Genomic DNA, 25,661 nt, shown 5'->3' with positions numbered 1-25,661 from the left:
AGAATTCAGGAGTCAGAATTCAGGAGTCAGAATTCAGGAGTCAGAATTCAGGAGTCAGAATTCAGGAGTCAGAATTCAGGAGTCAGAATTCAGAAGTTAGGAGTTAACTAAAAACTCCTCACTATTAACGAGTTCGGTGGGTTTAAGTCCCCCGGTTCAATAAAAAAGCAAGTTTTGTGGCGGGGTCTGTCTTGAGAAATCGCTCTACTTGGGGCTTTGCCCAAGACCGCGTTTCTCGCTAAATCCCCGTTACAAAACTGTACTTCCGACTTCCGACTTCCGACTTCCGACCCTTCGGCGTAGCTCAGGGCATCGCTTCCGACTTCCGACTTCTTTAACTCCTAACTCTTTTACAGTCCTATTTGCACGGGGGTGCGAGTGCGTTGCAGATCGTATTCTGCTGTTTTCAGCAGCGATCGCCCGGTCATTTCTGGTGGCTGAGGCAGCTGTAAAATCTCTAGAATTGTGGGGGCGATGTCGGATAGCTTGCCATCGCTTCGCAGTTCGACATTTGTACCATATCCAGGGATTTTGACTTTCTCGCCTTCCACCAAGATGAAGGGGACTGGGTTAGTGGTATGAGCTGTCCAGGGATTACCCCCATTATCTAGCATATACTCAGCGTTGCCGTGATCCGCAGTAATAATTGTTGTACCACCGACCTTAATCACGCTCTCTAGTAGGCGTCCCAAACAGCGATCAACTATTTCAACTGCTGTAATGGTAGCGTCGATTTGACCAGTATGCCCTACCATGTCTGGGTTGGCATAGTTAATCACAACTAGGGAATACGTACCCTTTTGAATCCCAGCGATCGCTACATCTGTAACTGCTACTGCTGACATCGCTGGGGCGTGATCGTAAGTCGCTACCATCGGGCTACTTACCAGTTCTCGATCTTCTCCGGGAAAAGGTTCCTCCAGACCCCCATTAAAGAAATAGGTGACGTGGGCGTATTTTTCTGTTTCGGCGGTGCGGAACTGATTCAGACCATGATTGGCTATAACTTCTCCCAGAATGTTACTGAGATTCTGCGGCTCAAAGGCTACAGCCACGGGTAAATCTGAATCATACTGCGTAAAGGTAACAAAAGATAGCGGTGTGATTCGCTGTCTTTCAAAACCGTTAAATTTGGGACTGACCAAAGCTTGAGTTAGTTGTCTGGCGCGATCGGGGCGGAAGTTGAAAAATATCACCCCATCCCCTGGTTCGATTGCGCCGGGAGCAATTCTAATTGGGTTGACAAATTCATCTTTTACCCCTTCGGCGTAAGATGCTTGTAAGATTTCCACAGCTTTGCGATCGCTACCCACACCATCTTGGGTCATCACATCGTAGGCGCGTTTGACCCGATCCCAGCGATGATCGCGATCCATCGCGTAGTAGCGACCGCTAAGGGTGACTATGCGCCCAATTCCGGCGCGGTCTATATAATCTTGCAAGAGCGTAATTGCTTTTACACCCTCTGTTGGGGCGGTGTCACGACCATCGGTGATGGCGTGGATACAAACTTCTGGAATTCGCTGGTCTTTGGCTAAGTCAAGTAGTCCGAATAGATGGGTGATATGCGAATGTACCCCTCCCTCAGAACAAAGCCCGACTAGATGCAGCTTGCTATTCCGAGAACGAACTTCCTGGCAAATTTTGACAAGTGCTGGGTTGGAGGCAATAGAACCGTCTTCGACTGCATCAGAGATGCGTACAAGTTCTTGCGGTACAACTCGCCCAGCACCAATATTCAAATGACCAACTTCCGAGTTGCCCATTTGACCCTCTGGCAACCCTACGGCTTTTCCTGATGTGTGGATGAGGGTATGCGGGTAAACTGCCCATAAACTGTCCACGATGGGAGTTTTAGCAGCAGCAATAGCGTTTCCTCGCGTTTGGTCGCAGTAGCCCCATCCGTCTAAAATGACTAGCACCACAGGAGCAACAGGTGCTTTGGTCATAGTAAAATTGCCCTTTACTGTTTGTAATACCCGAATGATACCACTGCTAATCCACGCCGCAAGTGAATTTTTGCTTATTAACTTCTTTTATGAAGGACTTACAGTTTTTTGAAATATTTTTAAGTTTTAGCAATTTTCCTGTGATGTTTTTGAACGCTAAGAGGATGTTTGAAAAGTCCTCTTGTCGGTAGCAAAACGTTCTAGATTCCCCTAAATCCCCCGATAAATTGGGGGACTTTGATTCCGGTTCCCCCCTTTTTAAGGGGAGCTAGGGCGTGTTTTCAAACCTTTCTTGAAGCACCTGAGTCTTTGGAGATCCCCCCAACCCCCCTTAAAAAGGCTTGCTCTTAGAGTTTCGGTTCCCCCCTTAAAAAGGTGAGCCAGCGCGGTCTTGGGGTCTCCCCAAGTGGAGCGACTGGCGTGGGCTAGGGGGGATCTAGAAGTACTTAAAATCACATCCAATTACTTTTCAAACAGCCTCTAATAATGAGTGATTACTTAGTAGTAGCGCTTCAGCACTACTACTAAGGCAATATCCAACCCATCATTTCCTTTTTGCGGAAGCTTTTGCAGCTTTCTTAGCAGCTTTTTCAGCTTCTATTGCAGCTAATTTTGCTTGTTCTTTTTCTTCGGCAATTTTCTGGAGATAGTAATGATAATCTCCTAAGTAAACGCGGAATTCACCATCACGAATTTCGACGATTTTGTTAGCTACTTCAGAAATAAAGTAGCGATCGTGGGAAACTACAATTGCCGTACCATCATAATTTTTGAGCGCTTCTTCCAGCATTTCTTTAGCTGGAATATCTAGGTGGTTTGTCGGCTCATCTAAAATTAGTAAGTTCGCGGGACGTAACAGCATTTTTGCCAACGCCAGACGAGCTTTTTCTCCTCCACTTAATGCCCCAACTGCTTTAAATACTGTGTCCCCACTAAATAAGAAGCGTCCCAAAAGCGTGCGGACTTCTTGATTATCCCAATCGGGAACTTCATCATGGATAGTTTCCATGACAGTTTTCTTCAAATCTAAAGCTTCAGCTTGATTTTGCTCAAAGTAGCCAGGAAGAACGTTGTGATCGCCTAATTTAACGATACCTTCTGTGGGTGGTTCCATACCCATAATCACGCGCAGAAGGGTAGATTTCCCAGCACCATTGGGGCCAAGAAATGCAATGCGATCGCCCCTTTCAATGAGGAGATTTGCTGCCAAAAACAGGATTTTATCACCATAAAGATGAGTTAAATCTTTAATTTCTACTACCTCGCGTCCACTGCGGGGTGCAGGGGGAAAACGGAAGTGTAGAGTTCTCATACCACCAACGGGTGCTTCAATGCGCTCGATTTTGTCGAGTTGCTTTTCCCGGCTTTTTGCCTGGGTACTGCGGGTAGCACTGGCGCGAAATCTATCAACAAAGGTTTGCTGTTTCTCTAATTCTTTCTGCTGGCGTTCGTAAGCACTCAATTGTGCTGATTGATTTTCGGCTTTTTGTAATAAATATGCCGAGTAGTTACCCAGGTAGGTAGCGGAAACGCCACGTTCAGTTTCCACAACTTGGGTGCAGAGGCGGTCAAGGAACTCCCGGTCATGGGAGACTATTACCATCGGCGTAACTAGCCCTTTGAGGTAATTTTCCAACCACTCAATGGTTTCTAAATCCAGGTGGTTAGTCGGTTCATCCAGCAGCAACAAGTCGGGTTTTTGCAGGAGGATTTTACCTAAACTCATCCGCATTTGCCAACCACCACTGAAGGCGCTGACGAGGCGATCGCCATCTTCTAGCCCAAACCCCATCTCTGGTAAGATTTTGCCGATACGTGCATCTAAGTTGTAGCCATCCAAAGCTTCAAATTTGCGCTGCAAGCGATCCAACTTGTCGATCAGTCGATCAAGTTCCTCTGGGGTAGCCGTTTCCATCTCTTGTGGTATATGCGCCAGAGATAACTGTACTTCGTTGGCTTCTTTGAAGACAGTCCAAAATTCTTCTCTAACGGTGCGGGTGGGGTCTACTTCAAACTCTTGGTTGAGGTAGGCTATGTGTAAGCTATTAGGACGAATGATTTCGCCGGCGGTGGGTTCAATTTCCCCAGAGATGATTTTGAGTTGGGTAGATTTTCCAGCACCGTTGACACCGACTAAGCCAATGCGATCGCCTGGTTTAACTTCCCAGTTGATATCTTTGAGAACTTCGCCTGTGGGATAAATTTTACTTATATGTTCTAGTCGCAGCATTAAGTTTCTCTCAGGTAGGGAGTGGGTGGTTGAGGACGAAGTACTAACACCGCTTCCAATATTAACAAAAATTAACTATAAATTCGTCGTGATCAAGTCTGGACAGCCACAAACAAATTTAGCTTGAGTCACCCAGAAAACTTACCACATCTATCTCAAGGCTGACTTTGTGCTACTTGTCTGACTTCTTCGACACTGAAATCAAATGCCTCAGCCACTTTTTCCACTGTCACCCCTAATTTCAATAAGGTGGGTATTAATTTTAATTTGGCTATACGCTCCCCTATTTGGATGCCATCATGATAGAGTTTCGCGTTTTGAACTTGGTTTATAGTTAAACCTAATCCCTCCGCAACTTGCTCAATAGTTAACGCTAAATCTAATAGACGAGGTACTGATTGCACTAAACCTTCCAAACGCCCTTCTTCAAATGCTTCTTGATAAACTTTTGTATCTTTGAAACTTCTAGTTCCTATGTTGTAGTCCACCAATTCCTCTACTCCTTGATCAGAAGAATCTTACTGCGCGGCTTGTGTGACTTCTTCGACACTCAAATCTAACGCCTGTGCTACTTGTTCTACAGTCAACCCTGCTGCCAACATTCCTGGTACTGCTTTTAGTTTACCTTGAAGCTCACCTTGTTCAATGCCTTGTTCAATGCCTTGTTTAATGCCTTGTTCAATGCCTCGTTCAATGCCTTGTTCAATGCCTCGTTCAATGCCTTGTTCAACGCCTTCCTGAAAGGCTTCCTGATAAAATCTGGTTTGCTTTAATTCGCTTAAGCCAAACATTTCCTCCATCTCCTCCCTACTCATTGTGGGAAACTTGTAAGCCAAAATAGTCTCTATAAATTGTAATAATTGCTGCTGTTTTTGTGGTGAAATTATCTCTGACTTGGTTCTGTTTATCAACTCTCTTGCTTTAGCGATCGCTATGTCGTCGGTTGCAATTACTAATTTAGCAGTTGCAATGCCAATTGGAAGCGATGCAGCCTCAGCTAATTCATCCAAATAAATGCGCCTGACGCGCCCACTTGTGAAAAACTCACGGTAATGTTTGATATCGCCTGTATCTATATTTCTGTTTGGGTATAAAACCACAGCACCCCAGTCATTTGATGGTTGATTCTGACGCAGGTATAAACATATTTCTGAAACCAATCGTGAATAAATTTCCCCATCGGCTTGAAATTGCACTTCAACAAAGTAAATCTGGTTCTCGCTTCCTTGTGTAGGCAGAAATACACCATCGATTCGGAAGGCTGTTTGTTTGATTTCAACTGATGAAAATTGATAAAGGCTAGCTGATTCTGGAGGATTACCAATAAGTTCAAAGAAGATATCAGGAAATTCTTGAAACAGGCGATAAAAGATGATGTCTGTTTTCACAATTTTAGATCATTTGAAGATTTTGATTTGCTGCTTATATGTTACTTGATTCTTCAGAACCATCCCGCACTTCCAGCAACCGCTCTTTTGCAATCCCTAATATACGTGATATGGGCGCTAATAAACTATCATCAAATGCTTCTCCAGCATAAATATTATTCAGTTCAGTAGGGGATAATTTAAAGCTATCGCAGAATTTAGTAAACTCCTGGTTACTCAAGTCAAGTTCTTTTTGTCGATCAGCAAGTAGAATAGCGATCGCTCTAGTTCCATACTTCGGACGCTCACTATTTATTATATATTTACCCATTAAATAATTGACCTTATTCGTATCGCCGCCCATTTTTTTAATTAAATCATTACAAGCCATTTTTAATGCTTTCTTTAAAACTTCTTGCTCATTTAAAAACTTAATAACTTCACTGGCATAATCTGGTTTAAAAAATCCCACCAAATCACCTTGATGATAAACTGGTATATAAGGATCATTTGATTCAACTTGCCAATCTAAAGGCTCATTGCGTAGCGACATAGCTGCACCCATAAATATTTTCAGATTTCACCATTTTAAAACCATTTATTCCTTAACTGCCAGTGGTTAGATTTTGGTCAGATATCTAAAAATTTCAATTGATCAAGTAACTGCAATTTGCCCACATAAGCGGAGGTTATTTGGAAGTATCTTACTTTGGCAAATTGTCCTTAGACTGGAAATCACTGGCTCACATACAAAGCCTTAACCACGATATCTATACGTAAGTCTACCGACGCGGACTTCCCTGCGAAAAGGCTATGCATACGTTTGTGTAGCCCTTATGTATTTCTATCAGAAGCTCGAACTTAACCAAAATTAGCGATCGCTCTGCTCACATCCAAGTGACTAAAGGCTTGCCAGAGGCGCGTTTGGTGGTTTTATGAGACTTTTGTTAGATATTCAACCATAATGGGCATACTGTAAATATCAAGTAAGTAAGCATCGAAAAAGGGTAAACAGTATGTTGACGATAACATGGCAAGAAGAGATTGCATCCTTGAAACAAAACTTGAACAAGGAAATAAATAAAATTTTAGGTCATTCTAAGATTAATATACTTAATCATATTTCTAATTATACGTGCATCAATAACTTGAAATCCAAGCTAGAACGATTAGATGAAATAGAAAAAATTCTTAGTATAGAGAAATATAAAATTGCTTTTATAGGTACTATTGGGCAAGGAAAAACCACAGCTATTTGTCATATTTTTAACTTAATAAGCGACTTCAATATTTCCAAAACTATTGCTAATAAGTCTCGAAATGTAACCGAAACCAAAGAGTTATTATCAACAGGAGCAGGTAAAACTACTATATGTGAAGTAATTATCAAAGCTGCGGAAAAAACTTATATAGAGATAGAGCCTTATACAGTTGATGAGATGGAAAATCTTATTTTGGAATTCTGTGACTATATTGCAGATAAAGGTAAAGACAATCTTCAAGCAGATCAGAAGATAATTATTTCTAAAGAAATAGAAAGGGCTATTAGGAATATTACAGAAATGAAGTTACGCTATAAAACAGTTTCTGATGGTGATAAAAAGAAAACTGAAACAATTGATCCAGCCAAGGAAGAATTTGATAAATTGGGATTAGATGAACTAAAAAAGCTTACCTTGAATAATGCAAATCTGGAATCTAGAACTACGAATAAGATTGAATTTGATAATCAAAAAAATGAGCGAGAATGGATAAAAAATACCTTTGCTGCTATTAATACTGCTGAGTTAAAGGAGTTTGCTATTCCGAGAAAAATATATCTTTATGTGAGCTATGATGTTTTATCTGGCTCAAACTTGTCTCAGTTCGATTCAGTTGTGGATACTAAAGGACTTGATGAAAATCCAATTCGTAAAGACTTGCATAAATATATTGAAAATCAGGATACTATCTGCCTCTTTGTAACTCCCTTTAAAGATGCTCCTGAAGCTAATATTAGGAAATTAATAGGTTATCATCTTACATCTAAATCCAAAGATTTTCATCATAGATTTGTAACTTTGGTATTGCCTCACAAAAATGAGCCTGAAAGAGTACATGAATCTGATGGAGATCGGGATACAGGAATTCAAATCAGAAAAGAAGAAGTTCAAGCTACATTCAGGAGTTTGAATTTAGATTTTTTCCTAGATAACATTTTGTTCTACGATGCTTTGAGGTACTACCGTGATGATATAGTCAAATTAAATGAAATATATGATGAAGAAGATGTACAGGCAGATAAAAATGAATTTATCGAAGCTATAGCAGGTGTAGTAGAACGTAGGCGAAATATTTTATTAGAAGAAATCAAGGATATCAAAGAAAGCTTTACGAAAATAAAAAATGGTGATGCTTTGACAGAATCAGAAGTCAAGGCAATTGAAAATGCCATTCATAAGATAAAGGATTTAAGATATTTGAATAAAAGAGTACCTGGTTTTGTTTATAAAGATTTTATTGATAAATATATTGAATATTATCGTACTGTTTATCGGGCATGGAACACTAAACATGCTATTCATAGAAACTTCGGTTACTATGAGCCAAGGAATATAGACATATATTACGATATGAGGGTTATTGCTGAGGGAAGAGATGAAAATGAAATGTTGAAGAAGTTTACTAAAGAAGCAAAACAAGAATTAGAAAATATTCTTAATGAGCTTACCTCTGCAAATGAATCTTTAAAAACACTTATCCCTGAATTAGTCATACAATTTAATTCATTTTATGATAATTTTATAAGTGAAGTAGGTGTAGAAATTCAATATGAAGCTATAAGAAAATTATCACCTCAAAACGAAAGTTCTGAATTCTGGACGGCTCTAATTAAGGAAAAAGGTAAGATACAGCTTCCAGGTGAAACCTATACAGTGAACGTATGTCAGACATTGATACACGAACTTGAAACTGAACAAAGCTTAAATATATTTTTAGAGATTAAAGCAGGACAGTATTGGGCAGAATTAGTTACTAAAACATTAAGCTTTTTTGGAGAAAAATAGACAGAAAGCAATTTTAAATTGCATGGAAAATAACAAGGGATGCAATAATGTTGCGTCCCTACAACCAGTTTATAAACAAACGTGATTATCTATGACTAACTTAAGTGAAGAAATATCCAGAAAACTAAATATATACAGGAGAAATTATGCAGAATATACAAAGTGTTTGATTAAAGGCAGGGAAATTGTTCTTGATGGACGACCAGAAGAAAAAGTTAGACAATTGTTTATCTACTTTTTGGTAAATGAAAGTGGATTATTTCCAAGCAAAATTGATATCAAAGTGGAATGTGATTATCATGATATAGAATTATATAAAACTGTAAAAAATGAATATTTTAAACCATATTGTCCTCCTCTAATGATTGTGGAAGTCAAGCGAGAAGAAGAAAACTTGCGGAATCATGAGAAGCAGATTGAAAGATACCTAAAAAAATCTTGTTCAGAGATTGGTCTTTTATATAATTATCATCAAATTATTGCCTATACAAAAAAAGACGCAGTATTTACGAGTAATCATCTCAATAGTATTGAAGATATACCACCTTTAATTTTACAAAGTTCTAATAAATTAGATAAAAATATACTAGAATTTGAAAAAGCTGCAAATGGAAGTTTTGATAGCTTTATTTATCTTGTTAATAAATATGGAAAATATAAACTTAACAGAATAGTTTTCAGACTTAAAGGTGAGCAGTTACCCATAGTAGGATCTTTCTTCAAATTTCAAGACAACAAGCTCTACTACGATATATATGTTCAAGATGCTAAAAAACAGCAAAGCTGTGATGTCCAAGATTTTGAAAAGCTAGTTTCTATTACTTATTGACAGGAATTATCCTTCCCAGTCTTGACGAGTATCGCACAGAAAATGGTCTGCGATCGCATCATCAAATTACGAATTACAAATTACGAATTATTTTAATATTCAACTTGCTTTTGCTTCATCCTCGGATGCTTCAGCCACAGCCGCCAATCTATCTGCCGCAGCTTGGACGATTTGAGCCACTTGGGACAGAGGCATATGCTGGATTTGTCTGAGAATTAGACTCAAATCTGAGGTTTCTTGTATTGGCTTACCATCCAGGCAACTGAGTAACTCTTGGAGTGTGTAACCCGCTCTCGCTGCGATTTTTGCTAAATATTCGGTATCTGGCACATTCACACCCTTTTCCCACAACTGAACAGCAGTAGCAGAAACTCCCAAAAGCTTGCCAAACCCTCGCTGGCTCATTGAACCACGAGCTAGTTTGATGATTTCAATCAGTTTTTCTCTGCTTTCGATGTTCACTGCTTATATAGCTAGCCAACTGTATTTACAAGTTTAGTGAACAAACCCTCAAACTTTACTTTTATATTGACAAGGTTCATTGTTAATGATAATCTAAAATGATTGTTGTAATGCTGCAATGAAACTTGCAGTATTGATATAGCAATTTTAATCAGGTTATCGGTAGTAATGCCGATAAGATAAAGGGTGCATCATGTTTCACAAGCCACGCAAAAGTAATCAATATCGCCGCAAAGGTAAAAACCTTATAGCCACTAATAAAATTAAACCAGAACAGTGGCACATTTCGGAGGCTGAAGCGAAAGAAGCTTTAAAACTTAAAGGCTACGATGTTAAGCAAATCAAAAAAATCCACCGTCTAAAGCATCAAGTGTGTATTTCCTACTGGGATAATCAAGGTAACGTGTGCAGCAGCTTTTTTAGCTACCGGATTTTTGCGCGTTGGCAAGAAGAAGCGGAAAAGTTAATTTATACCTGTCAAACCCTGAAGGAATGGGCGAAGCTAAATTACCTTATGAAGTATGAATTTGCCTATTACCATTATCCCAGTGAAATGGAAGATGCACTCCACGCGATCCTAGAAAACCACCTGTGTGTGTTAAAAGCAACAGTACAACAAGTGGTTTTACAGAAATTTTAACAGCAAAAATTAGTTAGCGGCAGAAGTCGCTAACTCCGCCAGACGTTCCTGCTGGTCTAGAGATATACAAGATTGGATAAGCGTCTCTAAATCACCTTCCAAAACAGGGTTAAGTGAATAATTCTGGCCTAATCGGTGATCAGTAGCGCGGTTATCTTTATAATTATAGGTGCGAATTTTTTCCGATCGCGATCCTGTACCAACCTGCGATCGCCGCATGGAAGTTACAGCTTCTTGTTGTTCGCGTAACTTCATCTCATACAACTTCGCCCGCAGAATTTGCATCGCCCGTTCTTTATTTTGCAACTGGCTGCGTTCTTCTGTACAAAAAATCCGAATTCCTGTCGGTTTGTGCATCAAGTCGGCGGCTGTTTCCACCTTGTTGACGTTTTGACCACCAGCACCACCAGAACGGGCTGTAGTCATTTCAATATCTTTCGGGTCAATGTGAATTTCCACATCATCCACCTCTGGCATAATCGCCACCGTAGCTGTGGAAGTATGAACCCGTCCCCCAGATTCAGTTGCCGGCACGCGCTGCACACGATGCACTCCAGCTTCAAACTTTAACTGGCTGTAAACGTCATTACCTTTAATTTCGAGAATGACCTCTTTCCAGCCACCCATTTCTCCACGAGATTCGCTCACTAGAGAAACTTTCCAACCTTGAGTCTGGGCATAACGGGTGTACATCTGCATCAAATCGCCAGCCCAAATACTTGCTTCATCGCCACCAGTGCCAGCGCGAATTTCCAACATGATATTCTTTTCATCATTGGGGTCGCGTGGTAGCAGTAAGACTTTCAAGCGAATCTCTAAATATTCTATTTTTTGTTCAAGTTCCTTTACTTCCAGTGCTGCCATTTCTTGCAACTCTGGGTCACTGGCAGATTCCTTATAAACCTGACGGGCTCCTATCAAGTCTTCTTGGGCTGCTTTCCAAATTTCATAGGTATTAACTACCTCTTCCAAAGAAGAACGAGACTTAGCGATTTCTTGATACTCATCAGGGTTGCTAGCAGTATCAGGGTCGCCAAGACGACGTGTTAATTCATTAAAGGTTTGTTCAACAGATTTGAGTTTATCCAGTAAGTATGATTCAGCCATGACGAGTGCGATCGCTCCTTAAAAAAATAACAAATTGGCTCGAGCATATAAATGACAATCGACCCCGAAGAATGCAGGGTCGTCGTTAACAGCAGAGCCAACCCGCTACTTTTTGTTTTGTTCGTCGCCAGAAGTTTGAGTGCTGCTCATGCCGTACTTGCGGAGGAAACGCTCTACTCGACCCTCAGTGTCAATAATCTTCTGAGTGCCGGTGTAAAATGGGTGATTTCCAGACCAAACATCTACGTGCAACTCTGGCTTAGTAGAGCCAATGGTCATAACAACTTGACCGTTGCAGTAAACTTTAGCGTCTGGATACCACTTGGGGTGAATATCAGATTTAGCCATTGTTCCTTTTGTGGTGAATCTATACAAATTTTGACACTCTCAATGTCTTTAGACACTGAGATTCTTGGCTCAACGACGGACTTTAAAACCCAATATCCTTACGGCAATACTTAAACTTTTTGACCGTACCACAGCACAAACCAACGAGCCTAATTTATTGAATCCCAGAGAGTCTATCTTCTCAAGCGTACTAGGATATTTAAACCTAGAGTTCGAGCGTGCCCCGCCCTACTTTTTGATCAAAAATATTTGTTTTCTCTGTATTTGGGTACTTTGTTATTACCCTAACTGTTTTTAGAGTTTTCGTTGGCTCTTTGCCCCTAAGTTCTTAGCTGAAAGTGTGTCTTAACTGTTTCACAATGCTAAAGGAGTTACACCTTGACAATATGATTATATCACGAGTGACTCTTCCTAAAGTCCCACGAATGGCACATCAGCCCTAAAGGGACTGAGTTTTACGCTTACCGAGTGGTTTGTGGTTTCTATAATTTTCAGGTTTCAATTGGGGCTAGGGAGTGGGGAAGGTGGGGTCCCCTCTGGGGATAAGGGGTAATGGGGAGACGAGGAAGCAGGAAAAGAATAACTATTGGTTATTTATTGATCAATGCCCAATGCCCAATACTTCGGCTTCGCTCAGTACAAGTGCCCAATGCCCCATGCCCAATACCCAATGCCCTAACGTTTAGAGTACTGAGGCGCTTTCCGGGCTTTATGTAAACCATATTTCTTCCGCTCTTTTGCTCTCGGATCGCGAGTCAAATAACCTTCGGTTTTCAAAGGTGGGCGGTTGTCTGGGTCTAGTTGGCACAAAGCACGAGCAACTCCTAAACGAACAGAATCAGCCTGTCCGGTCAAGCCGCCGCCTTCTGCTTTCACCAAAATGTCATATTCGTTTTCTAGTCCCAGAGTTTCCAAGGGTGCTTTGATGACTCCCAGGTAGTTGGCGTTAAATTGGAAATACAAATTTCCATCTTTACCGTTCACAGTCAGTTGACCGGTACCTGGAACCAGGCGTACCCGCGCTACTGAGGTCTTGCGACGACCAGTACCCCAGTATACGGCGCGACCGCTATTGGCATCTGCTACTACCATTAATTTTCTTCTCCAGGAATTGTACTAATTTGTAGTTCTTTAGGTCTTTGAGCATCATGGGGATGCGTCGGACCAGCGTAAACTTTCAGCTTGGTGAACAACTGCTTACCCAGGCTATTTTTAGGTAGCATACCTTTAACAGCCTGTTCTAAAATCCGCTCTGGTATGCGCTGTTGCAGTTTAGCGAAAGTTTCCGTTTTCATCCCACCGGGGCGACCTGAATGGCGGCGGTAAAGCTTTTGAGTGCGCTTTTTGCCTGTGACTGCGACTTTCTCGGCATTGATGACGATTACGAAGTCACCTGTATCTAGGTGGGGTGTATATTCGGGTTTCTTTTTGCCTCTCAAAATCTGGGCGATTTCGCTGGCGAGGCGACCGAGGCGTTGATCGGTGGCATCTACTATGTACCACTCATGCTCAAGGGATGCTTGAGAAGGAAGGTATGTTTTACTCGTTGTCATTTGTCATTTGTCCTTTGTCATTTTTAATTTGTCATTTGTCATTTGTCATTTGTTATTCACTAATGACCATTGTACAGACGCGATTAATCGCGTCTCTACTGGCCAATGACTAATGACTCTTGACTAGTGACGAACTTTGGCAAGGTGTCGTACCAAATCTCTTTAGGAAAAGGAAAATCTGGATAGCCGACTCGCAACAAGCACAAGCCTTGGGGCGGTGCGGCGTATTTTACTTCTTCCCGGCGTTCTTCTTTCCAGAGTTCGGTGAAGCTAGAAAGTGTCCGTTGTCCAGAACCTACTTGTACCAACATCCCTACCAACAGCCGTACCATGCCATACAAAAATCCATCTGCCTGTATTTCAATATGGATAAATGGCCCACTGCGACGACACTCTGCTGCTTGCACCTCTACCCAGGAATGCGATCGCTTGGAGCCTGCACGGTGAAAAGCAGCTAAGTGATGCTTTCCCAAGAGAGGTTTCAAGGCAGCTTGGATTAAAGATTCATCCAGGGGTGCATAATAATAATGCCAACTGAAGGGTCTTACAAACAAGTTAAGTCGATCTTCAGTATATATTGTGTAGCGATACCGTCGATAGGCTGCACTAAAGCGAGCGTGCCAACGGTTATCTACACTAGCTGAAGCCCTGATTAATATATCTGACGGCAGATAGCTGTTGAGGATTGTTGCCCACTTGTGAGGCGGAATTAAACCTGTTGTTTCAAAATGGGCGACTTGAGCAGCAGCGTGAACTCCAGAATCAGTTCGCCCGGCACCGTGTAATGTTACATGATGCCCAAGAATAGTAGCGATCGCTGTTTCGATCTCTTCTTGAACTGTCCGCTGTTGTTTTTGCCGTTGCCAGCCATGAAAATGAGTGCCCAGGTATTGGATAACCAAGGCTACTCGATGAATTTGTCTAGGCTGGTGGCTTTCTAACATACAGATTTTGTCCTTTGTCATTTGTCTTTTGTCATTTGTCCTTTGTTATTCACTAATGACCAATGACTAATGACCAATGACTAAATGACCTAAACCAATTCAATTATGGCCATTTTTGCATTATCACCCCGACGCGGTACGGTATGCAGGATGCGGGTATAACCACCCTGGCGATCGCCATATCGAGTCTGAGCTTGCTCAAATAGAGCGTGAACCAGTTGTTTGTCGAAGATATAGCCAAGGGCTTCCCGGCGTGCTGCCAAGGAGCCGTTTTTGGCTAGGGTAATCATTTTTTCCACTTTACTTCGCAGAACTTTCGCTCTAATTAAAGTGGTGGTGATCTTACCATGACGGATCAGCTCGGTGGCGAGCGATCGCAGTAAAGCACGGCGTTGATCGGCAGGTTTACTGAGTTTTTTGACGCGACAACGGTGACGCATAATTATGCACTATGAATTATGAACGGTTTTTCTTAAGGGTGTTTAGAGCCTCTTTCCATTGGCAGGGTGATGCCCAAGCGTCGCTGCAAAGCTTCCACGACTTCTTCTGCTGACTTCTGCCCAAAGTTCTTAATTTCTAAGAGGTCTTCTTGGGTATAATCCAACAAATCTGCCACAGAGTTAACTTGTGCCCGTTTGAGACAGTTATATGCCCGCACAGAAAGTTGCAACTCTTCGATAGGTATCTGGGCAGTTGGATCGTCTGGAATGTCCGAACCTGTGTCTGTTGGTTCCAGGGAGATGTCTTTCAACGGGTTGAATAAATCTACCAAGATCCCAGCAGCCGAAGATAGTGCTTCTTGGGGGGAAATACTACCATTTGTCCAAACTTCCAACAGTAGTCGGTCTTTTGGAATCAAGCCTTCCCCACGAGATTCTTCAACACTGTAGTTGACTTTTCGCACCGGCATAAATATTGAGTCGATTTGGAGAAAATCCAACGATGTGGCTTCCTCACGTCCTCGCTCTACGGTGCGATAGCCTTTGCCTCTCTCGATCCGAAATTCCATTTCCAGTTTTCCACCCTCAGCGACGGTGGCTACATACTGGGTCGGATCGATGACTTCTACTTCACTGGGCAAGTCAAAATGTGCCGCAGTGATTGTTGCTGGACCGTTAACCAATAATCTACCAATCTGGGGTTGCGAAGAATAGTTTTTCAGGATAACTTCCTTCATTTTCATGAGGATTTCCAGCACATCTTCCCGCACGCCCGGAACTGTGGCGAACTCATGTGAGACTTTTTCAATCCTCACTGCTGTAACTGCCGTACCCTCTAGATTAGACAGTAAAACCCGCCGCAGTGCGTTGCCAACAGTTATCCCTTGACCGCGTTCTAGAGGTTCCAAAACAAATTTACTGTAATGGTTCCGACTTTCTTCGGTATTCGACTCTACACATTCAATTTGAAACTGCGCCACGGATGAGCCTCCCTTTTTCTAAGGTGCTGCTAGCAGACAAATCAATTGCCTCCTGAATTGACTGCAAATTTTCGATTTTGGATTTTGGATTTTGGATTGTGCTTCTTTGGTTCATGCTCCGCTTCTTGTAAGCGCAACAAATCTTAAATCATCAACTTAAAATCCACGAAGACCAGCACCCTTGTCGTCGGGTTCAATCTAAAATCGCCAATCTAAAATCCAAAATTGATTAATAATATTTTGGGTAGCCGGAAGTTTAACAGCTTTCCCGGCAGGAAAATCTGACACGCTTCTGGTCGCCCAAGCTTTGACTCAATGACAGTTTGCACGTTAGACGCTCAAGCGGTCATTGCTGGCTGTAACTTTTGTCCTCACTGCCCAAGTCTTGGCGTTTAAACTCGACGGCGCTTGGGTGGACGACAACCATTGTGAGGAATCGGGGTAATATCCCGAATGAGTGTAATTTCCAGTCCTGCTCCTTGAAGTGCCCGGATAGCGGTTTCTCTACCTGCTCCTGGCCCACTGACCATTACCTCAATTTGGCGCATTCCTTGATCAATGGCTCGACGGGCTGCACTTTCAGCAGCAGTTTGCGCTGCAAAGGGAGTTCCCTTTTTTGCTCCCTTAAAACCGCTAGAACCAGCACTAGCCCAGGAGATGACATCTCCATTTTGATCGGTAATGGTGACAATGCTATTGTTGAAAGTAGACTGGATGTAGGCCATCCCACTGGGTACATTCCGTTTCTGCTTCTTGCTCCCGGATTTTTTAGTTGGTTGTCTCGCCATACTTGTTTAGGTGATTTAAGGTAAAACTTGCTCGGATTAGCAAGCGGTGCAAAATTATTTCCCTGGAGCCTTCTTCTTACCAGCCACTGTCTGCCTTCTGCCTCGACGGGTTCTGGCATTTGTGCGAGTTCTTTGGCCTCTGACTGGTAAGCCCATACGATGACGACGCCCTCTGTAGGTACCAATATCAACTAAGCGCTTGATGTTCAAAGACTCCCAGCGCCTCAAGTCCCCTTCAACTTGATAGTTGCTTTCTATTTCCCCTCGCAGGGCTGTTACATCGGCATCACTTAAGTCCTTAACGCGGGTGTCTGGGTTCACACCAGTAGCCGCTATAATTTCTTGAGAGCGCGATAATCCAATTCCGTAGATATAAGTCAGACCGATCTCGACGCGCTTATCGCGTGGAAGGTCTACTCCGGCAATACGTGCCACAATGAACTCTCCCTATTGTTCTCGCAATTACTGTTGGTTGGAAAAACGTGATTAATCGCGTCTTTTCGTTTTAATGATGATATGCGTCCTGCAACTCACTCTGTTGGTAAGAGCGTTATCCTTGACGTTGTTTGTGCTTGGGGTTCACGCAGATCACCATAACGCGACCACGACGTTTGATCACGTTACACTTTTCACAGATTTTCTTGACTGAGGCTCTAACTTTCATGCCTTTTATTCTTTGACTCCAAATATAAAATTATAGCATTTCTAGGGAAATTAATCCAGTTAATTGACTAGTAAACAGCCAAAAAAATGGTTCTATGGTAAAATCGTCTACATATAGTTACTTCTTTCGTAGTCGATAGGTAATTCTGCCTTTGGTCAAGTCGTAAGGAGTTAACTCTACCTTGACGCGATCGCCGGGCAAAATCTTGATATAATTTCGGCGAATCTTACCAGAAATGTGTGCCAGCACGTTAAAGCCATTGTCCAAGTCAACGCGAAACATCGCATTGGGCAAGGACTCTGTAACCGTGCCTTCCATCTCAATTAAATCTTGTTTAGACAATTTGTTTTTTCCTCAACTCAACAATTTCGTGTTCAGTTGCAGCGCTTCATCTGCAAAGAAACACATTTTAAGAAATATATCAACAGTTTATTAATATATCTTAGCTAAAATTGCTCTTTTTCTTGGTACGGGGGAGTGGTGAGTGATAAGTGTTGAATTCCCTACTCCCTACTCCCCACTCCCTATTCCCCTACTTTTCACGAAGCGATTACCTTGTGTAGTTCACCAGTGACATCTTCTTGGGACTGATTGCCATTGACTGTTAAAAGTTTTTGGCGATCGCCATAATAATCAATTAAAGGAGCAGTTTCAGCGCGGTACACTTCTAAACGACGACGAATCACCTCTTCGGTATCATCTTTTCGTCCTCTAGCTAGCAAACGTGCGATCACAACTTCATCTGGTGCATCTAGATTGACTACCCTTTCGCCACTCTGATGTATTTTTTCCAGCAATTCTTCTAGAAAAGCCGCTTGTGTCACTTTGCGGGGAAAACCATCCAGAATCCAACCATTTTTTGCATCTGGTTGACTGAGGCGCTCCTGTACCAAGTCCTGCACTAGCTGATCGGGTACTAACTCACCGCTATTTACATAGTTTTGAGCCTTGATTCCCAAAAGAGTTTGCTCTTTCATGGCTTGCCTTAATATTTCACCTGTAGAAACATGGGGAATATTCAAGTGTTCAGCCAACGTTTGAGCTTGTGTTCCTTTACCAGCTCCAGGTGGTCCCAAGAAGATTAGTCGCGTCACTATTGTTTCACCATTCCTTCGTAGCGCTGAGAGATCACGTAAGTTTGGATTTGTCTTGCCGTATCAATCGCCACACCAACTAGAATTAACAAAGAGGTAGCACCCAGTCCTTTAAAGGTGGGTACTCCTAAAGCACTTTCCACACCGGTTGGGATAATAGCAACCAGTCCTAAAAAGATCGCACCCAAAAAAGTTAGTCGGTTTGATACGCGCTCAATATACTCGCTAGTTGCCTTACCGGGACGAATGCCAGGAATACTAGAACCCATTTTCTTCAAGTTCTGCGCCACATCTACTGGGTTGAGAATCAACGAAGAATAGAAGTAGCTGAAGAAAATGATGGAAATCATGTAGACCAAGGCATAGACCCAGGAGCTAGAACCGCTTGGACTGAGATAAGTGTTAACTATATTTGCCAATTCGGCATTCTTGGCGAAATTGGCGATCAGCAGTGGCAAACTGAGGATGGCAGCAGCAAAAATAATTGGCATTACGCCACCTTGATTTAGCCGCAAGGGTAGGAAGCTACGTTGCTCTGCCAAAACTCGACGACCTACTTGGCGACGAGCCGAAATAATCGGGATGCGGCGCATTCCTTCCTGCACAATCACAATACCAACAATGGTTGCCAGGAAAACTAAGATCAGTACGATCACGCGACCCACTGTTTCCCGACCGCCGACTTGCACCAAGTCGATAGTATCGCCTAAAGCTTTTGGTAATGATGCGACAATGTTGACAAAAATCAACAATGATGCTCCATTTCCAATCCCCCGTTCTGTAATTAGTTCAGATGTCCACATGACGAACATGGAACCAGCAGTCAGAGCGATCGCGGTTTCAGCTACGAAAATTGGCCCTGGTTTTAAGGCAAATTGCTGGAGGAATAATGCCGAAAAAGCTGTACTTTGAAGAATCGCCCAACATACAGTTACATAGCGGGTAATTTGAGATATTTTCCGCCGACCAGCTTCGCCTTCATTTTTCTGTAAATTTTCTAAAGATGGAATCGCAGCGGTGAGCAATTGGATGATAATAGACGCATTAATGAAGGGTAAAATCCCTAAAGCAAAGACACCCAAAGTTGAAAGTCCGCGTCCTGAAAATATATCCAATAAACCGAATACGGAATTATTTCCTGAGATGGCTTCGTGAAACCGCTCTCTATTAATCCCTGGTACGGGCAAGAAGATGCCCAGGCGAACCAAAATTAAAATACCGACAGTGACAAGCAGCCTACCTCTCAGCCCAGCTGCTTGTGCCATCTGCATAAAAGTTTCTTGAGCCGTTGGGGCTTTATCTCGACTGATCATAGAGTGCTACCTTTATAGTGAACCAAGCACTGGCAGCGAGTTGGCTTGCATTTAAGTGCGCTGTTCCGGCTCACTCATAAGACTTCACAACTACCACCAGCTGCCTCAATTTTGCTACGAGCTGAACCTGTGAAAGCTGCCGCTTGTACTTTGAGCGGAGTGTTCAATTCCCCATTACCTAAAATTTTCAATGGTCCCTTGACAGCAGTCAGGATACCTGCTGCTTTTAAGGAGGTCAAAGTTACTTCCGTATTAGCGGGAAGGGAGGCTAGCTTCTCTACATTAATCGTAGTGTAAATCTTCTGATTCACAATCGGAAAGCCCTTCAGTTTAGGCAAGCGGCGGTACAATGGCTGTTGACCACCTTCAAAACCAGGTCTGGTACCACTACCAGAACGAGATTTTTGACCTCGCATACCTAGACCAGCACTGGCACCTTGACCGGCAGAAATACCTCTGGCTACACGCTTCTTACGTTTCTTTGAGCCTTTTTGCGGCTTAACATCATGGAGTCTCATAAGTTATCAAGTTCTCATTTGTCGTCTGTCATTTGTCGTCTCTTACAAAGTTCCGCTCAGACTTTGCGCTTTGTCATTTGTCATTTGTCCTTTGTTATTCACTAATGACTAATGACCAATGACTAATGACTAAATTAGATGTAGAGATTTTGAATAGGAATACCGCGATCTTCGGCGACCTCAGAAAGGGTACGTAGTGTAGATAAAGCGTTAACTGCGGCTCTAGCATTATTGAGCGGATTATTGGAGCCAAGTTGCTTGGCTAGGACGTTACGAACTCCTGCCAATTCCAACACAGTCCGCACGGCACCACCAGCAATTACCCCAGTACCAGGTGAGGCTGGACGCATAATCACTTTTGCACCGCCACCGACACCATCAATAGGATGGGGGATGGAGTTGGATTTGGTGATTGGGACATCAATGAGGTGTTTTTTACCGTCAGCTACGCCTTTTTTGACGGCGCCAATTACATCTGAGGCTTTGCCTACTCCGACACCAACTTGACCCCGTTCGTTACCAACGACAACGATCGCTCGGAAGCTGAGTTTTTTACCACCTTTGACCACTTTACTTACGCGGCGGATTTGGATTACCCGCTCTTGCCAAGTGGTTTCTTCTTTTTTGGCACGCTTTGTTCTACTTTTACGCTCTGTTGCCATAATTTATGCTCTTTTAACTTCATTTGTCAGTTGTCATTTGTCAGTTGTCATTTGTCTTTTGTCATTTGTCCAATAACTAATGACCAATGACTAATGACCAATGACTTTAGAAATCTAAACCAGCCTCGCGTGCTGCATCAGCTAGTGCTTTGACACGACCATGATATAAATTACCACCGCGATCAAAGACTACTTTGGTGATGCCTTTTTCTAGCGATCGCACTGCGATCAACTTACCAACTTGCACCGATGCGTCGCGGTTTGCACATGACGCTAAACTAGATTTCAACTCTGGTTCTACAGTCGATGCTGCCACTATGGTTTGATGCTGAGTATCATCAATTATTTGGGCATAAATATGCTCATTAGAACGAAACACCGCTAAACGCGGACGTTCTGGGGAGCCAATAACTTTGCCCCGAACACGTCGATGACGACGGTTTTTTGATTCTCTACGAGTAAGTTTCATTTTTACTTCTTACCACCCTTACCAGTCTTACCAGCTTTCCGTCTGACCACTTCACCGGCATAGCGAATGCCTTTACCTTTGTAAGGTTCTGGTGGACGAACGGCACGAATTTTTGCGGCTGTATTACCTACGATTTCTTTGTCATAGCCGCTGACAATGACGTTAGTAGTACCTTCTACGGCAAACTGAATTCCATCTGGAGGTTCAATTTGCACTTGATGGCTGTAACCCATATTTAAAACTAGGTTACGCCCTTGAAGTTGTGCCCTGTAACCAACACCTTGAATTTCCAAACGGCGCTGAAAACCTTGGGAAACTCCCTCGACCATGTTGGCAACTAAAGTGCGGCTTAAGCCGTGTAGTTGCTTTGAAGTACGAGTTTCATCCCGACGGGTTATGTGTAATATTTCTCCCTCTTGGGAAACTGAGACATTAGCTGTGAGAGTGCGAGAAAGTTCTCCTTTGGGACCTTTCACCACAACATTCGCACCATCGATCGCCACTTGGACTTTGGCGGGAATGGTAATTGGACGTTTACCAATACGAGACATGACTTTTTGTCCTTTGTTATTTGTCCTTTGTCCTTTGTCCTTTGTCTTTCACTAATGACAAATGACTAATGACCAATGACTACCAAACGTAACAAAGCACTTCCCCACCCAAGTTCTGACGCCGCGCTTCGCGGTCAGTCATAATGCCACTGGATGTAGAAATAATGGCAATGCCAATGCCACCTAGTACCCTTGGTAATTCTTTTCGATTGGAGTAAACACGCAAGCCAGGCTTACTCACTCGCTTTAAGGCGGTGATTAGTGGCTGACGGTTTTTACCCTTGTATTTCAGGGAAATCACCAGATTGTGTTTTACCCCTTCTTCTGCTTCTTCTATTTCAGCAATAAAGCCTTCCTCCCGTAGTACTTTGGCAATACTCCGGGTCATTTTTGTAGCTGGCACTTGTGTAGTTTGATGCCGCGCCAGGTTGGCATTGCGGATGCGCGTCAGCATATCTGCAATTGTGTCGTTAGCCGCCATCGTTCCCTCTATTGATGAACTTATTGATCGCGAAAGGGCATTCCTAATTCTTTAAGTAAGGCGCGACCCTCTTCGTCGTTTTTTGCTGTGGTGATGATGGAAATATCCATCCCACGCACTTGATCAACGCTGTCGTACTCGACTTCTGGAAAAATTAGCTGTTCTCTCACACCCAAAGTATAATTCCCGCGTCCGTCAAAGCTTTTAGGGCTAACGCCGCGAAAATCTCGAATTCTGGGTAGTGACAAGCTAACTAGTCGGTCGAAAAAGGCATACATCCGTTCGGCTCTGAGAGTAACCATGATCCCCACAGGCATCCCTTGACGAATCTTAAAGCCTGCGATCGCCTTTTTCGCCCGTGTCACTACTGGTTTTTGACCAGTTACCAAGGCAATTTCGTTAATGGATGCCTCTAGTGACTTCGCATTTTGAGCCGCTTCACCCAAACCTCGGTTAATAGTAACCTTTACCAACTTCGGTACTTGATGAACGTTGGTATATTGAAACTGATTGACCAGTTTGGGGACGATTGTCTCTTGATATAAGCTTTTGAGTCTTGTTGTCGGCATAGTTTTTTGTCCTGATATCCCTGGGCTTGGTCAGGGAACTTTTATTGTCCTTTGTCCTTTGTCCTTTGTCCTTTGTCTTTTTACTAATGACTAATGACCAATGACTAATGACTAATGACTATTTATCTAGAATTTCGCCAGTTTTCTTGAGTTTTCTGACTTTTTTGCCTTCTGAGGTAAAGGTATAACAAACACGACTGGCAACGTTTTGCTTGGTGGAATAAAGCATGACGTTGGAGCTATGAATCGGGAATTCTTGGGTGACAATCCGCCCTGATTCACCTTCTTGCTGGGGTTTGACGTGCTTGGTTTTAATGTTGACACCTTTGACAATAACTTTACTCAGTTGGGGAAGTGCCTGAGTAATTTCGCCAACTTTTCCTTTGTCTTTGCCAGCAATCACTTGTACGGTGTCGCCAGTTTTGACGTGCATTTTGTGGAATACTTTGGGCGTACCCTGTTTGGTTGCCATTAAAGCACCTCCGGAGCCAGAGAAACAATTTTGGTAAAGTTTTTATCGCGCAGTTCCCGTGCAACTGGGCCAAAAACCCGTGTACCTCTGGGATTACCGTCTTTGTTGATGATCACAGCGGCGTTATCATCAAAGCGAATGCTCATGCCGCTATCACGACTTACAGCTTTCCGAGTTCGGACAATTACTGCTTCCACAACATCAGACTTTTTTACAGCCATGTTGGGTGTAGCATCTTTGACAACTGCAATAATTTTATCGCCGATAAAACCATAACGACGGTTGCCTCCACCTAAGATGCGGATGCACATTAGTTTGCGGGCGCCGCTATTATCTGCGACATTCAGGTAAGTCTGGGGTTGAATCACAATTATTCTCCCTTGTAATGTTGTTAGAAATTAACAACGATGAGGTTTAAGTTGGTTTGACGTTGAGGACTTCTGTGATTTTCCAGCGCTTGGTTTTACTCAGGGGTCTAGTTTCCTGAATGCGAACGCGATCGCCTACTTTACACTTATTTTCTTCGTCGTGAACTTTATATCGTTGGGTGTTGACTACAATCTTGCCGTACTTGGGGTGAGGAGCGCGGTTTTCTATGGCGACTACCACAGTTTTTTGCATTTTATCGCTCACTACCAAGCCAACTCGTTCTTTGACTGCCATAATCTCCTACTTTTCTTCTTGAGCCGATTGACTTGCTGCCCGTTTGCGTTCTGTTTCTACCGTCAGCAATTGGGCTAGGCGGTGTCGGATCTGTCGGAACTGGTGGGGCTTTTCTAGTTGTCTTGTAGCTTTTTGCAAGCGCAACTGAAATAGTTGTCTTTTGATTGCGACAATTTCATCAGAGAGTTTCTCGTCACTTAATTCTCTAGCTTCTGAAATCTTGGGAAGAGGCATCAGCTACTCCTGCTCCTGTGGTTGAGAGCGCACAATAAACTTGGTTTTTATAGGCAGTTTAAATGAAGCCAAGCGCATAGCTTCACGGGCGATTTCTTCAGAAACCCCACCGATTTCAAACAAAATTCGCCCTGGTTTGACTACCGCTACCCAAAACTCTGGATTACCTTTACCGGAACCCATCCGGGTTTCAGCAGGACGCATGGTTACAGGTTTATCAGGGAAAATCCGAATCCAGATTTGTCCACCCCGACGAATATAACGGGTCATTGCCCGACGGGAAGCCTCGATTTGACGCGAGGTAATCCAAGCAGGTTCTTGAGCTTGGAGTGCAAAATCACCGAAGTTGAGGGTGCTGCCACGGGTGGCTAGTCCCTCCATCCGTCCGCGCTGTTGTTTGCGGAATTTAGTTCTTCTAGGGCTTAACATGGTTTGTCACTTGTCGTTTGTCATTTGTCATTTGTCATCTGCCATTTACTAACGACTAATGACTAATGACGATTTATCCTTCATTTGAGCGGTCTTCAAATTGCTGGCGACGACGTTGTTGTTGACGACGACGGGGTTCACGATCGCGATCGCCGCGATCGCGGGGATCACGGGTTGCGGGTGGTAGGGGGGTTTCTTCCTGTCCAGGAATAATTTCTCCCTTAAACACCCATACTTTGATACCCAGAATGCCGTAAACAGTTTTTGCCGTGCAATAAGAGTAGTCAATGTCAGCCCGTAAGGTATGTAAAGGCACTCTACCTTCACGAGTCCACTCTGTCCGGGCAATTTCCGCACCGTTGAGCCGACCGCTGACTTGGATTTTAATGCCTTGGACGCCAGCACGTTGGGCACGCTGAATCGATTGCCGCACTACCCGCCGAAAAGAAACCCGGCGTTCCAATTGTTGAGCAATGTATTCGGCAATCAGATAGGCATCAGCATCAACTCGCTGGACTTCAACTACGTTAATGCGAATTTGGCGATTACTACCCAACAGTCCTTGGAGTCCGGTACGCAAGGATTCAATGCCTTGCCCACCACGACCTACTACTACACCTGGTCTAGCTGTGCGTACTTCTAAGTCGATTTGGTCAGCTTTGCGCTCAATCCGCACCTCGGAAATTCCGGCGTTGTTTTGAGCGAGTCTACCCAGCTTTTGTTCTATGTATTGACGCAGTTTGTAGTCTTCTTGTAAAAGTTCTGGATAGCGATGAGGAACAGCAAACCAACGGGATTGATGTTCATGTGTAATACCCAGGCGAAAACCAACTGGATGAATCTTCTGTCCCACGAATA

The 25,661-nt window shown here is 43.1% G+C and carries 34 protein-coding genes; 3 read left to right on the top strand and 31 right to left on the bottom strand.

Annotated features, from left to right (window positions below):
• Positions 1 to 350 precede the first annotated feature (350 nt).
• The 5 genes from gpmI to V7K27_RS17315 form a co-directional block, all read right to left on the bottom strand.
• On the bottom strand, positions 351 to 1,949 hold the full coding sequence (gene gpmI / locus V7K27_RS17335) for a 2,3-bisphosphoglycerate-independent phosphoglycerate mutase (protein ID WP_334949274.1): 1,599 nt from the start codon (positions 1,947 to 1,949) through the stop codon (positions 351 to 353).
• Positions 1,950 to 2,493: 544 nt separating this feature from the next.
• Positions 2,494 to 4,179: an ABC-F family ATP-binding cassette domain-containing protein gene (locus V7K27_RS17330; protein WP_334949271.1), complete on the bottom strand. Its 1,686-nt coding sequence runs from the start codon at positions 4,177 to 4,179 to the stop codon at positions 2,494 to 2,496.
• Between the two features lie 155 nt (positions 4,180 to 4,334).
• Positions 4,335 to 4,667 (bottom strand): hypothetical protein, encoded by a 333-nt coding sequence (locus V7K27_RS17325; protein WP_334949269.1) that lies wholly within the window; start codon positions 4,665 to 4,667, stop codon positions 4,335 to 4,337.
• 30 nt (positions 4,668 to 4,697) lie between these two features.
• Entirely contained in the window at positions 4,698 to 5,567 is an 870-nt protein-coding gene (locus tag V7K27_RS17320; RefSeq protein WP_334949267.1) for an Rpn family recombination-promoting nuclease/putative transposase, read from the bottom strand.
• 34 nt (positions 5,568 to 5,601) lie between these two features.
• Positions 5,602 to 6,111, bottom strand: coding sequence for a hypothetical protein (locus tag V7K27_RS17315; protein ID WP_334949265.1), 510 nt, complete (start codon positions 6,109 to 6,111; stop codon positions 5,602 to 5,604).
• 451 nt (positions 6,112 to 6,562) lie between these two features.
• Between V7K27_RS17315 and V7K27_RS17310 the strand changes: the two genes are divergently transcribed.
• A complete protein-coding gene (locus V7K27_RS17310; protein ID WP_334949263.1) occupies positions 6,563 to 8,593 on the top strand; it encodes a hypothetical protein in 2,031 nt (676 codons plus the stop codon).
• A 91-nt stretch (positions 8,594 to 8,684) separates the two neighbouring features.
• Positions 8,685 to 9,422: a type I restriction enzyme HsdR N-terminal domain-containing protein gene (locus V7K27_RS17305; protein WP_334949261.1), complete on the top strand. Its 738-nt coding sequence runs from the start codon at positions 8,685 to 8,687 to the stop codon at positions 9,420 to 9,422.
• A 99-nt stretch (positions 9,423 to 9,521) separates the two neighbouring features.
• Here V7K27_RS17305 and V7K27_RS17300 read toward each other — a convergent pair whose 3' ends face one another.
• On the bottom strand, positions 9,522 to 9,884 hold the full coding sequence (locus tag V7K27_RS17300) for a helix-turn-helix domain-containing protein (RefSeq protein WP_334949259.1): 363 nt from the start codon (positions 9,882 to 9,884) through the stop codon (positions 9,522 to 9,524).
• 193 nt (positions 9,885 to 10,077) lie between these two features.
• On the opposite strand from V7K27_RS17300, the gene V7K27_RS17295 reads away from it, so the two are divergent.
• Positions 10,078 to 10,524, top strand: coding sequence for a hypothetical protein (locus V7K27_RS17295; RefSeq protein ID WP_334949257.1), 447 nt, complete (start codon positions 10,078 to 10,080; stop codon positions 10,522 to 10,524).
• A 9-nt stretch (positions 10,525 to 10,533) separates the two neighbouring features.
• Here V7K27_RS17295 and prfA read toward each other — a convergent pair whose 3' ends face one another.
• The 25 genes from prfA to rpsC all read right to left on the bottom strand — a co-directional run bounded on the left by prfA (position 10,534) and on the right by rpsC (position 25,656).
• On the bottom strand, positions 10,534 to 11,631 hold the full coding sequence (gene prfA / locus V7K27_RS17290) for a peptide chain release factor 1 (protein WP_334949255.1): 1,098 nt from the start codon (positions 11,629 to 11,631) through the stop codon (positions 10,534 to 10,536).
• A gap of 105 nt (positions 11,632 to 11,736) precedes the next feature.
• The gene (gene rpmE / locus V7K27_RS17285; RefSeq protein ID WP_334825508.1) at positions 11,737 to 11,979 is read right to left on the bottom strand and encodes a 50S ribosomal protein L31; all 243 of its coding nucleotides are present in this window, start codon (positions 11,977 to 11,979) and stop codon (positions 11,737 to 11,739) included.
• A gap of 675 nt (positions 11,980 to 12,654) precedes the next feature.
• Positions 12,655 to 13,071 (bottom strand): 30S ribosomal protein S9, encoded by a 417-nt coding sequence (rpsI, locus tag V7K27_RS17280; RefSeq protein WP_300420156.1) that lies wholly within the window; start codon positions 13,069 to 13,071, stop codon positions 12,655 to 12,657.
• Positions 13,071 to 13,532, bottom strand: a complete 462-nt coding sequence (rplM, locus tag V7K27_RS17275; protein WP_334949253.1) for a 50S ribosomal protein L13 — start codon at positions 13,530 to 13,532, stop codon at positions 13,071 to 13,073. The genes rpsI and rplM overlap by 1 nt, the downstream gene beginning before the upstream one ends.
• Positions 13,533 to 13,627: 95 nt before the next feature.
• Complete coding sequence (gene truA / locus V7K27_RS17270) at positions 13,628 to 14,476, bottom strand: tRNA pseudouridine(38-40) synthase TruA (protein ID WP_334949281.1); 849 nt, start codon at positions 14,474 to 14,476, stop codon at positions 13,628 to 13,630.
• A gap of 89 nt (positions 14,477 to 14,565) precedes the next feature.
• The gene (gene rplQ, locus V7K27_RS17265) at positions 14,566 to 14,916 is read right to left on the bottom strand and encodes a 50S ribosomal protein L17 (protein WP_334949251.1); all 351 of its coding nucleotides are present in this window, start codon (positions 14,914 to 14,916) and stop codon (positions 14,566 to 14,568) included.
• Positions 14,917 to 14,948: 32 nt separating this feature from the next.
• A complete protein-coding gene (locus V7K27_RS17260; RefSeq protein ID WP_334949249.1) occupies positions 14,949 to 15,896 on the bottom strand; it encodes a DNA-directed RNA polymerase subunit alpha in 948 nt (315 codons plus the stop codon).
• Positions 15,897 to 16,288: 392 nt separating this feature from the next.
• A complete protein-coding gene (rpsK, locus tag V7K27_RS17255) occupies positions 16,289 to 16,684 on the bottom strand; it encodes a 30S ribosomal protein S11 (RefSeq protein ID WP_012410703.1) in 396 nt (131 codons plus the stop codon).
• A gap of 54 nt (positions 16,685 to 16,738) precedes the next feature.
• Entirely contained in the window at positions 16,739 to 17,119 is a 381-nt protein-coding gene (rpsM, locus tag V7K27_RS17250) for a 30S ribosomal protein S13 (RefSeq protein ID WP_334949247.1), read from the bottom strand.
• Positions 17,120 to 17,234: 115 nt separating this feature from the next.
• Entirely contained in the window at positions 17,235 to 17,348 is a 114-nt protein-coding gene (gene rpmJ, locus V7K27_RS17245; protein WP_015129703.1) for a 50S ribosomal protein L36, read from the bottom strand.
• Positions 17,349 to 17,465: 117 nt separating this feature from the next.
• Positions 17,466 to 17,690, bottom strand: a complete 225-nt coding sequence (gene infA / locus V7K27_RS17240) for a translation initiation factor IF-1 (RefSeq protein ID WP_006276978.1) — start codon at positions 17,688 to 17,690, stop codon at positions 17,466 to 17,468.
• 197 nt (positions 17,691 to 17,887) lie between these two features.
• Positions 17,888 to 18,442: an adenylate kinase gene (locus V7K27_RS17235; RefSeq protein WP_334949245.1), complete on the bottom strand. Its 555-nt coding sequence runs from the start codon at positions 18,440 to 18,442 to the stop codon at positions 17,888 to 17,890.
• Positions 18,442 to 19,755, bottom strand: a complete 1,314-nt coding sequence (gene secY / locus V7K27_RS17230) for a preprotein translocase subunit SecY (protein ID WP_334949243.1) — start codon at positions 19,753 to 19,755, stop codon at positions 18,442 to 18,444. The genes V7K27_RS17235 and secY overlap by 1 nt, the downstream gene beginning before the upstream one ends.
• 74 nt (positions 19,756 to 19,829) lie before the next feature.
• Positions 19,830 to 20,273 (bottom strand): 50S ribosomal protein L15, encoded by a 444-nt coding sequence (rplO, locus tag V7K27_RS17225; RefSeq protein ID WP_334949241.1) that lies wholly within the window; start codon positions 20,271 to 20,273, stop codon positions 19,830 to 19,832.
• 134 nt (positions 20,274 to 20,407) lie between these two features.
• The gene (gene rpsE / locus V7K27_RS17220; protein WP_334730166.1) at positions 20,408 to 20,935 is read right to left on the bottom strand and encodes a 30S ribosomal protein S5; all 528 of its coding nucleotides are present in this window, start codon (positions 20,933 to 20,935) and stop codon (positions 20,408 to 20,410) included.
• A gap of 106 nt (positions 20,936 to 21,041) precedes the next feature.
• Entirely contained in the window at positions 21,042 to 21,404 is a 363-nt protein-coding gene (gene rplR / locus V7K27_RS17215) for a 50S ribosomal protein L18 (protein WP_099101131.1), read from the bottom strand.
• Positions 21,405 to 21,406: 2 nt separating this feature from the next.
• A complete protein-coding gene (gene rplF, locus V7K27_RS17210) occupies positions 21,407 to 21,955 on the bottom strand; it encodes a 50S ribosomal protein L6 (protein ID WP_334949239.1) in 549 nt (182 codons plus the stop codon).
• Positions 21,956 to 22,034: 79 nt separating this feature from the next.
• Complete coding sequence (gene rpsH / locus V7K27_RS17205; protein WP_012410712.1) at positions 22,035 to 22,436, bottom strand: 30S ribosomal protein S8; 402 nt, start codon at positions 22,434 to 22,436, stop codon at positions 22,035 to 22,037.
• A 20-nt stretch (positions 22,437 to 22,456) separates the two neighbouring features.
• Positions 22,457 to 23,005, bottom strand: coding sequence for a 50S ribosomal protein L5 (gene rplE / locus V7K27_RS17200; RefSeq protein WP_334949237.1), 549 nt, complete (start codon positions 23,003 to 23,005; stop codon positions 22,457 to 22,459).
• Between the two features lie 118 nt (positions 23,006 to 23,123).
• Positions 23,124 to 23,477 carry a 50S ribosomal protein L24 gene (gene rplX, locus V7K27_RS17195; protein WP_292799317.1) on the bottom strand — a complete coding sequence of 118 codons (354 nt, stop codon included), beginning with the start codon at positions 23,475 to 23,477 and terminating at the stop codon, positions 23,124 to 23,126.
• Positions 23,477 to 23,845 (bottom strand): 50S ribosomal protein L14, encoded by a 369-nt coding sequence (gene rplN, locus V7K27_RS17190; protein ID WP_069070772.1) that lies wholly within the window; start codon positions 23,843 to 23,845, stop codon positions 23,477 to 23,479. Before rplN ends, rplX begins: the two co-directional genes overlap by 1 nt.
• Positions 23,846 to 23,891: 46 nt before the next feature.
• The gene (gene rpsQ, locus V7K27_RS17185; RefSeq protein ID WP_100901244.1) at positions 23,892 to 24,140 is read right to left on the bottom strand and encodes a 30S ribosomal protein S17; all 249 of its coding nucleotides are present in this window, start codon (positions 24,138 to 24,140) and stop codon (positions 23,892 to 23,894) included.
• Positions 24,141 to 24,146: 6 nt separating this feature from the next.
• Positions 24,147 to 24,374, bottom strand: coding sequence for a 50S ribosomal protein L29 (gene rpmC / locus V7K27_RS17180; RefSeq protein WP_334949235.1), 228 nt, complete (start codon positions 24,372 to 24,374; stop codon positions 24,147 to 24,149).
• Between the two features lie 3 nt (positions 24,375 to 24,377).
• Complete coding sequence (gene rplP / locus V7K27_RS17175; protein ID WP_012410718.1) at positions 24,378 to 24,803, bottom strand: 50S ribosomal protein L16; 426 nt, start codon at positions 24,801 to 24,803, stop codon at positions 24,378 to 24,380.
• Between the two features lie 73 nt (positions 24,804 to 24,876).
• Complete coding sequence (gene rpsC / locus V7K27_RS17170; RefSeq protein WP_334825531.1) at positions 24,877 to 25,656, bottom strand: 30S ribosomal protein S3; 780 nt, start codon at positions 25,654 to 25,656, stop codon at positions 24,877 to 24,879.
• Positions 25,657 to 25,661: the final 5 nt, after the last annotated feature.

Origin of the sequence: Nostoc sp. (genome assembly GCF_036919575.1) — a bacterium.
Lineage (GTDB): Bacteria > Cyanobacteriota > Cyanobacteriia > Cyanobacteriales > Nostocaceae > Nostoc.
The sequence above is the reverse complement of the archived record's forward strand: the minus strand, read 5'-3'. Positions and strand labels throughout refer to the sequence as shown.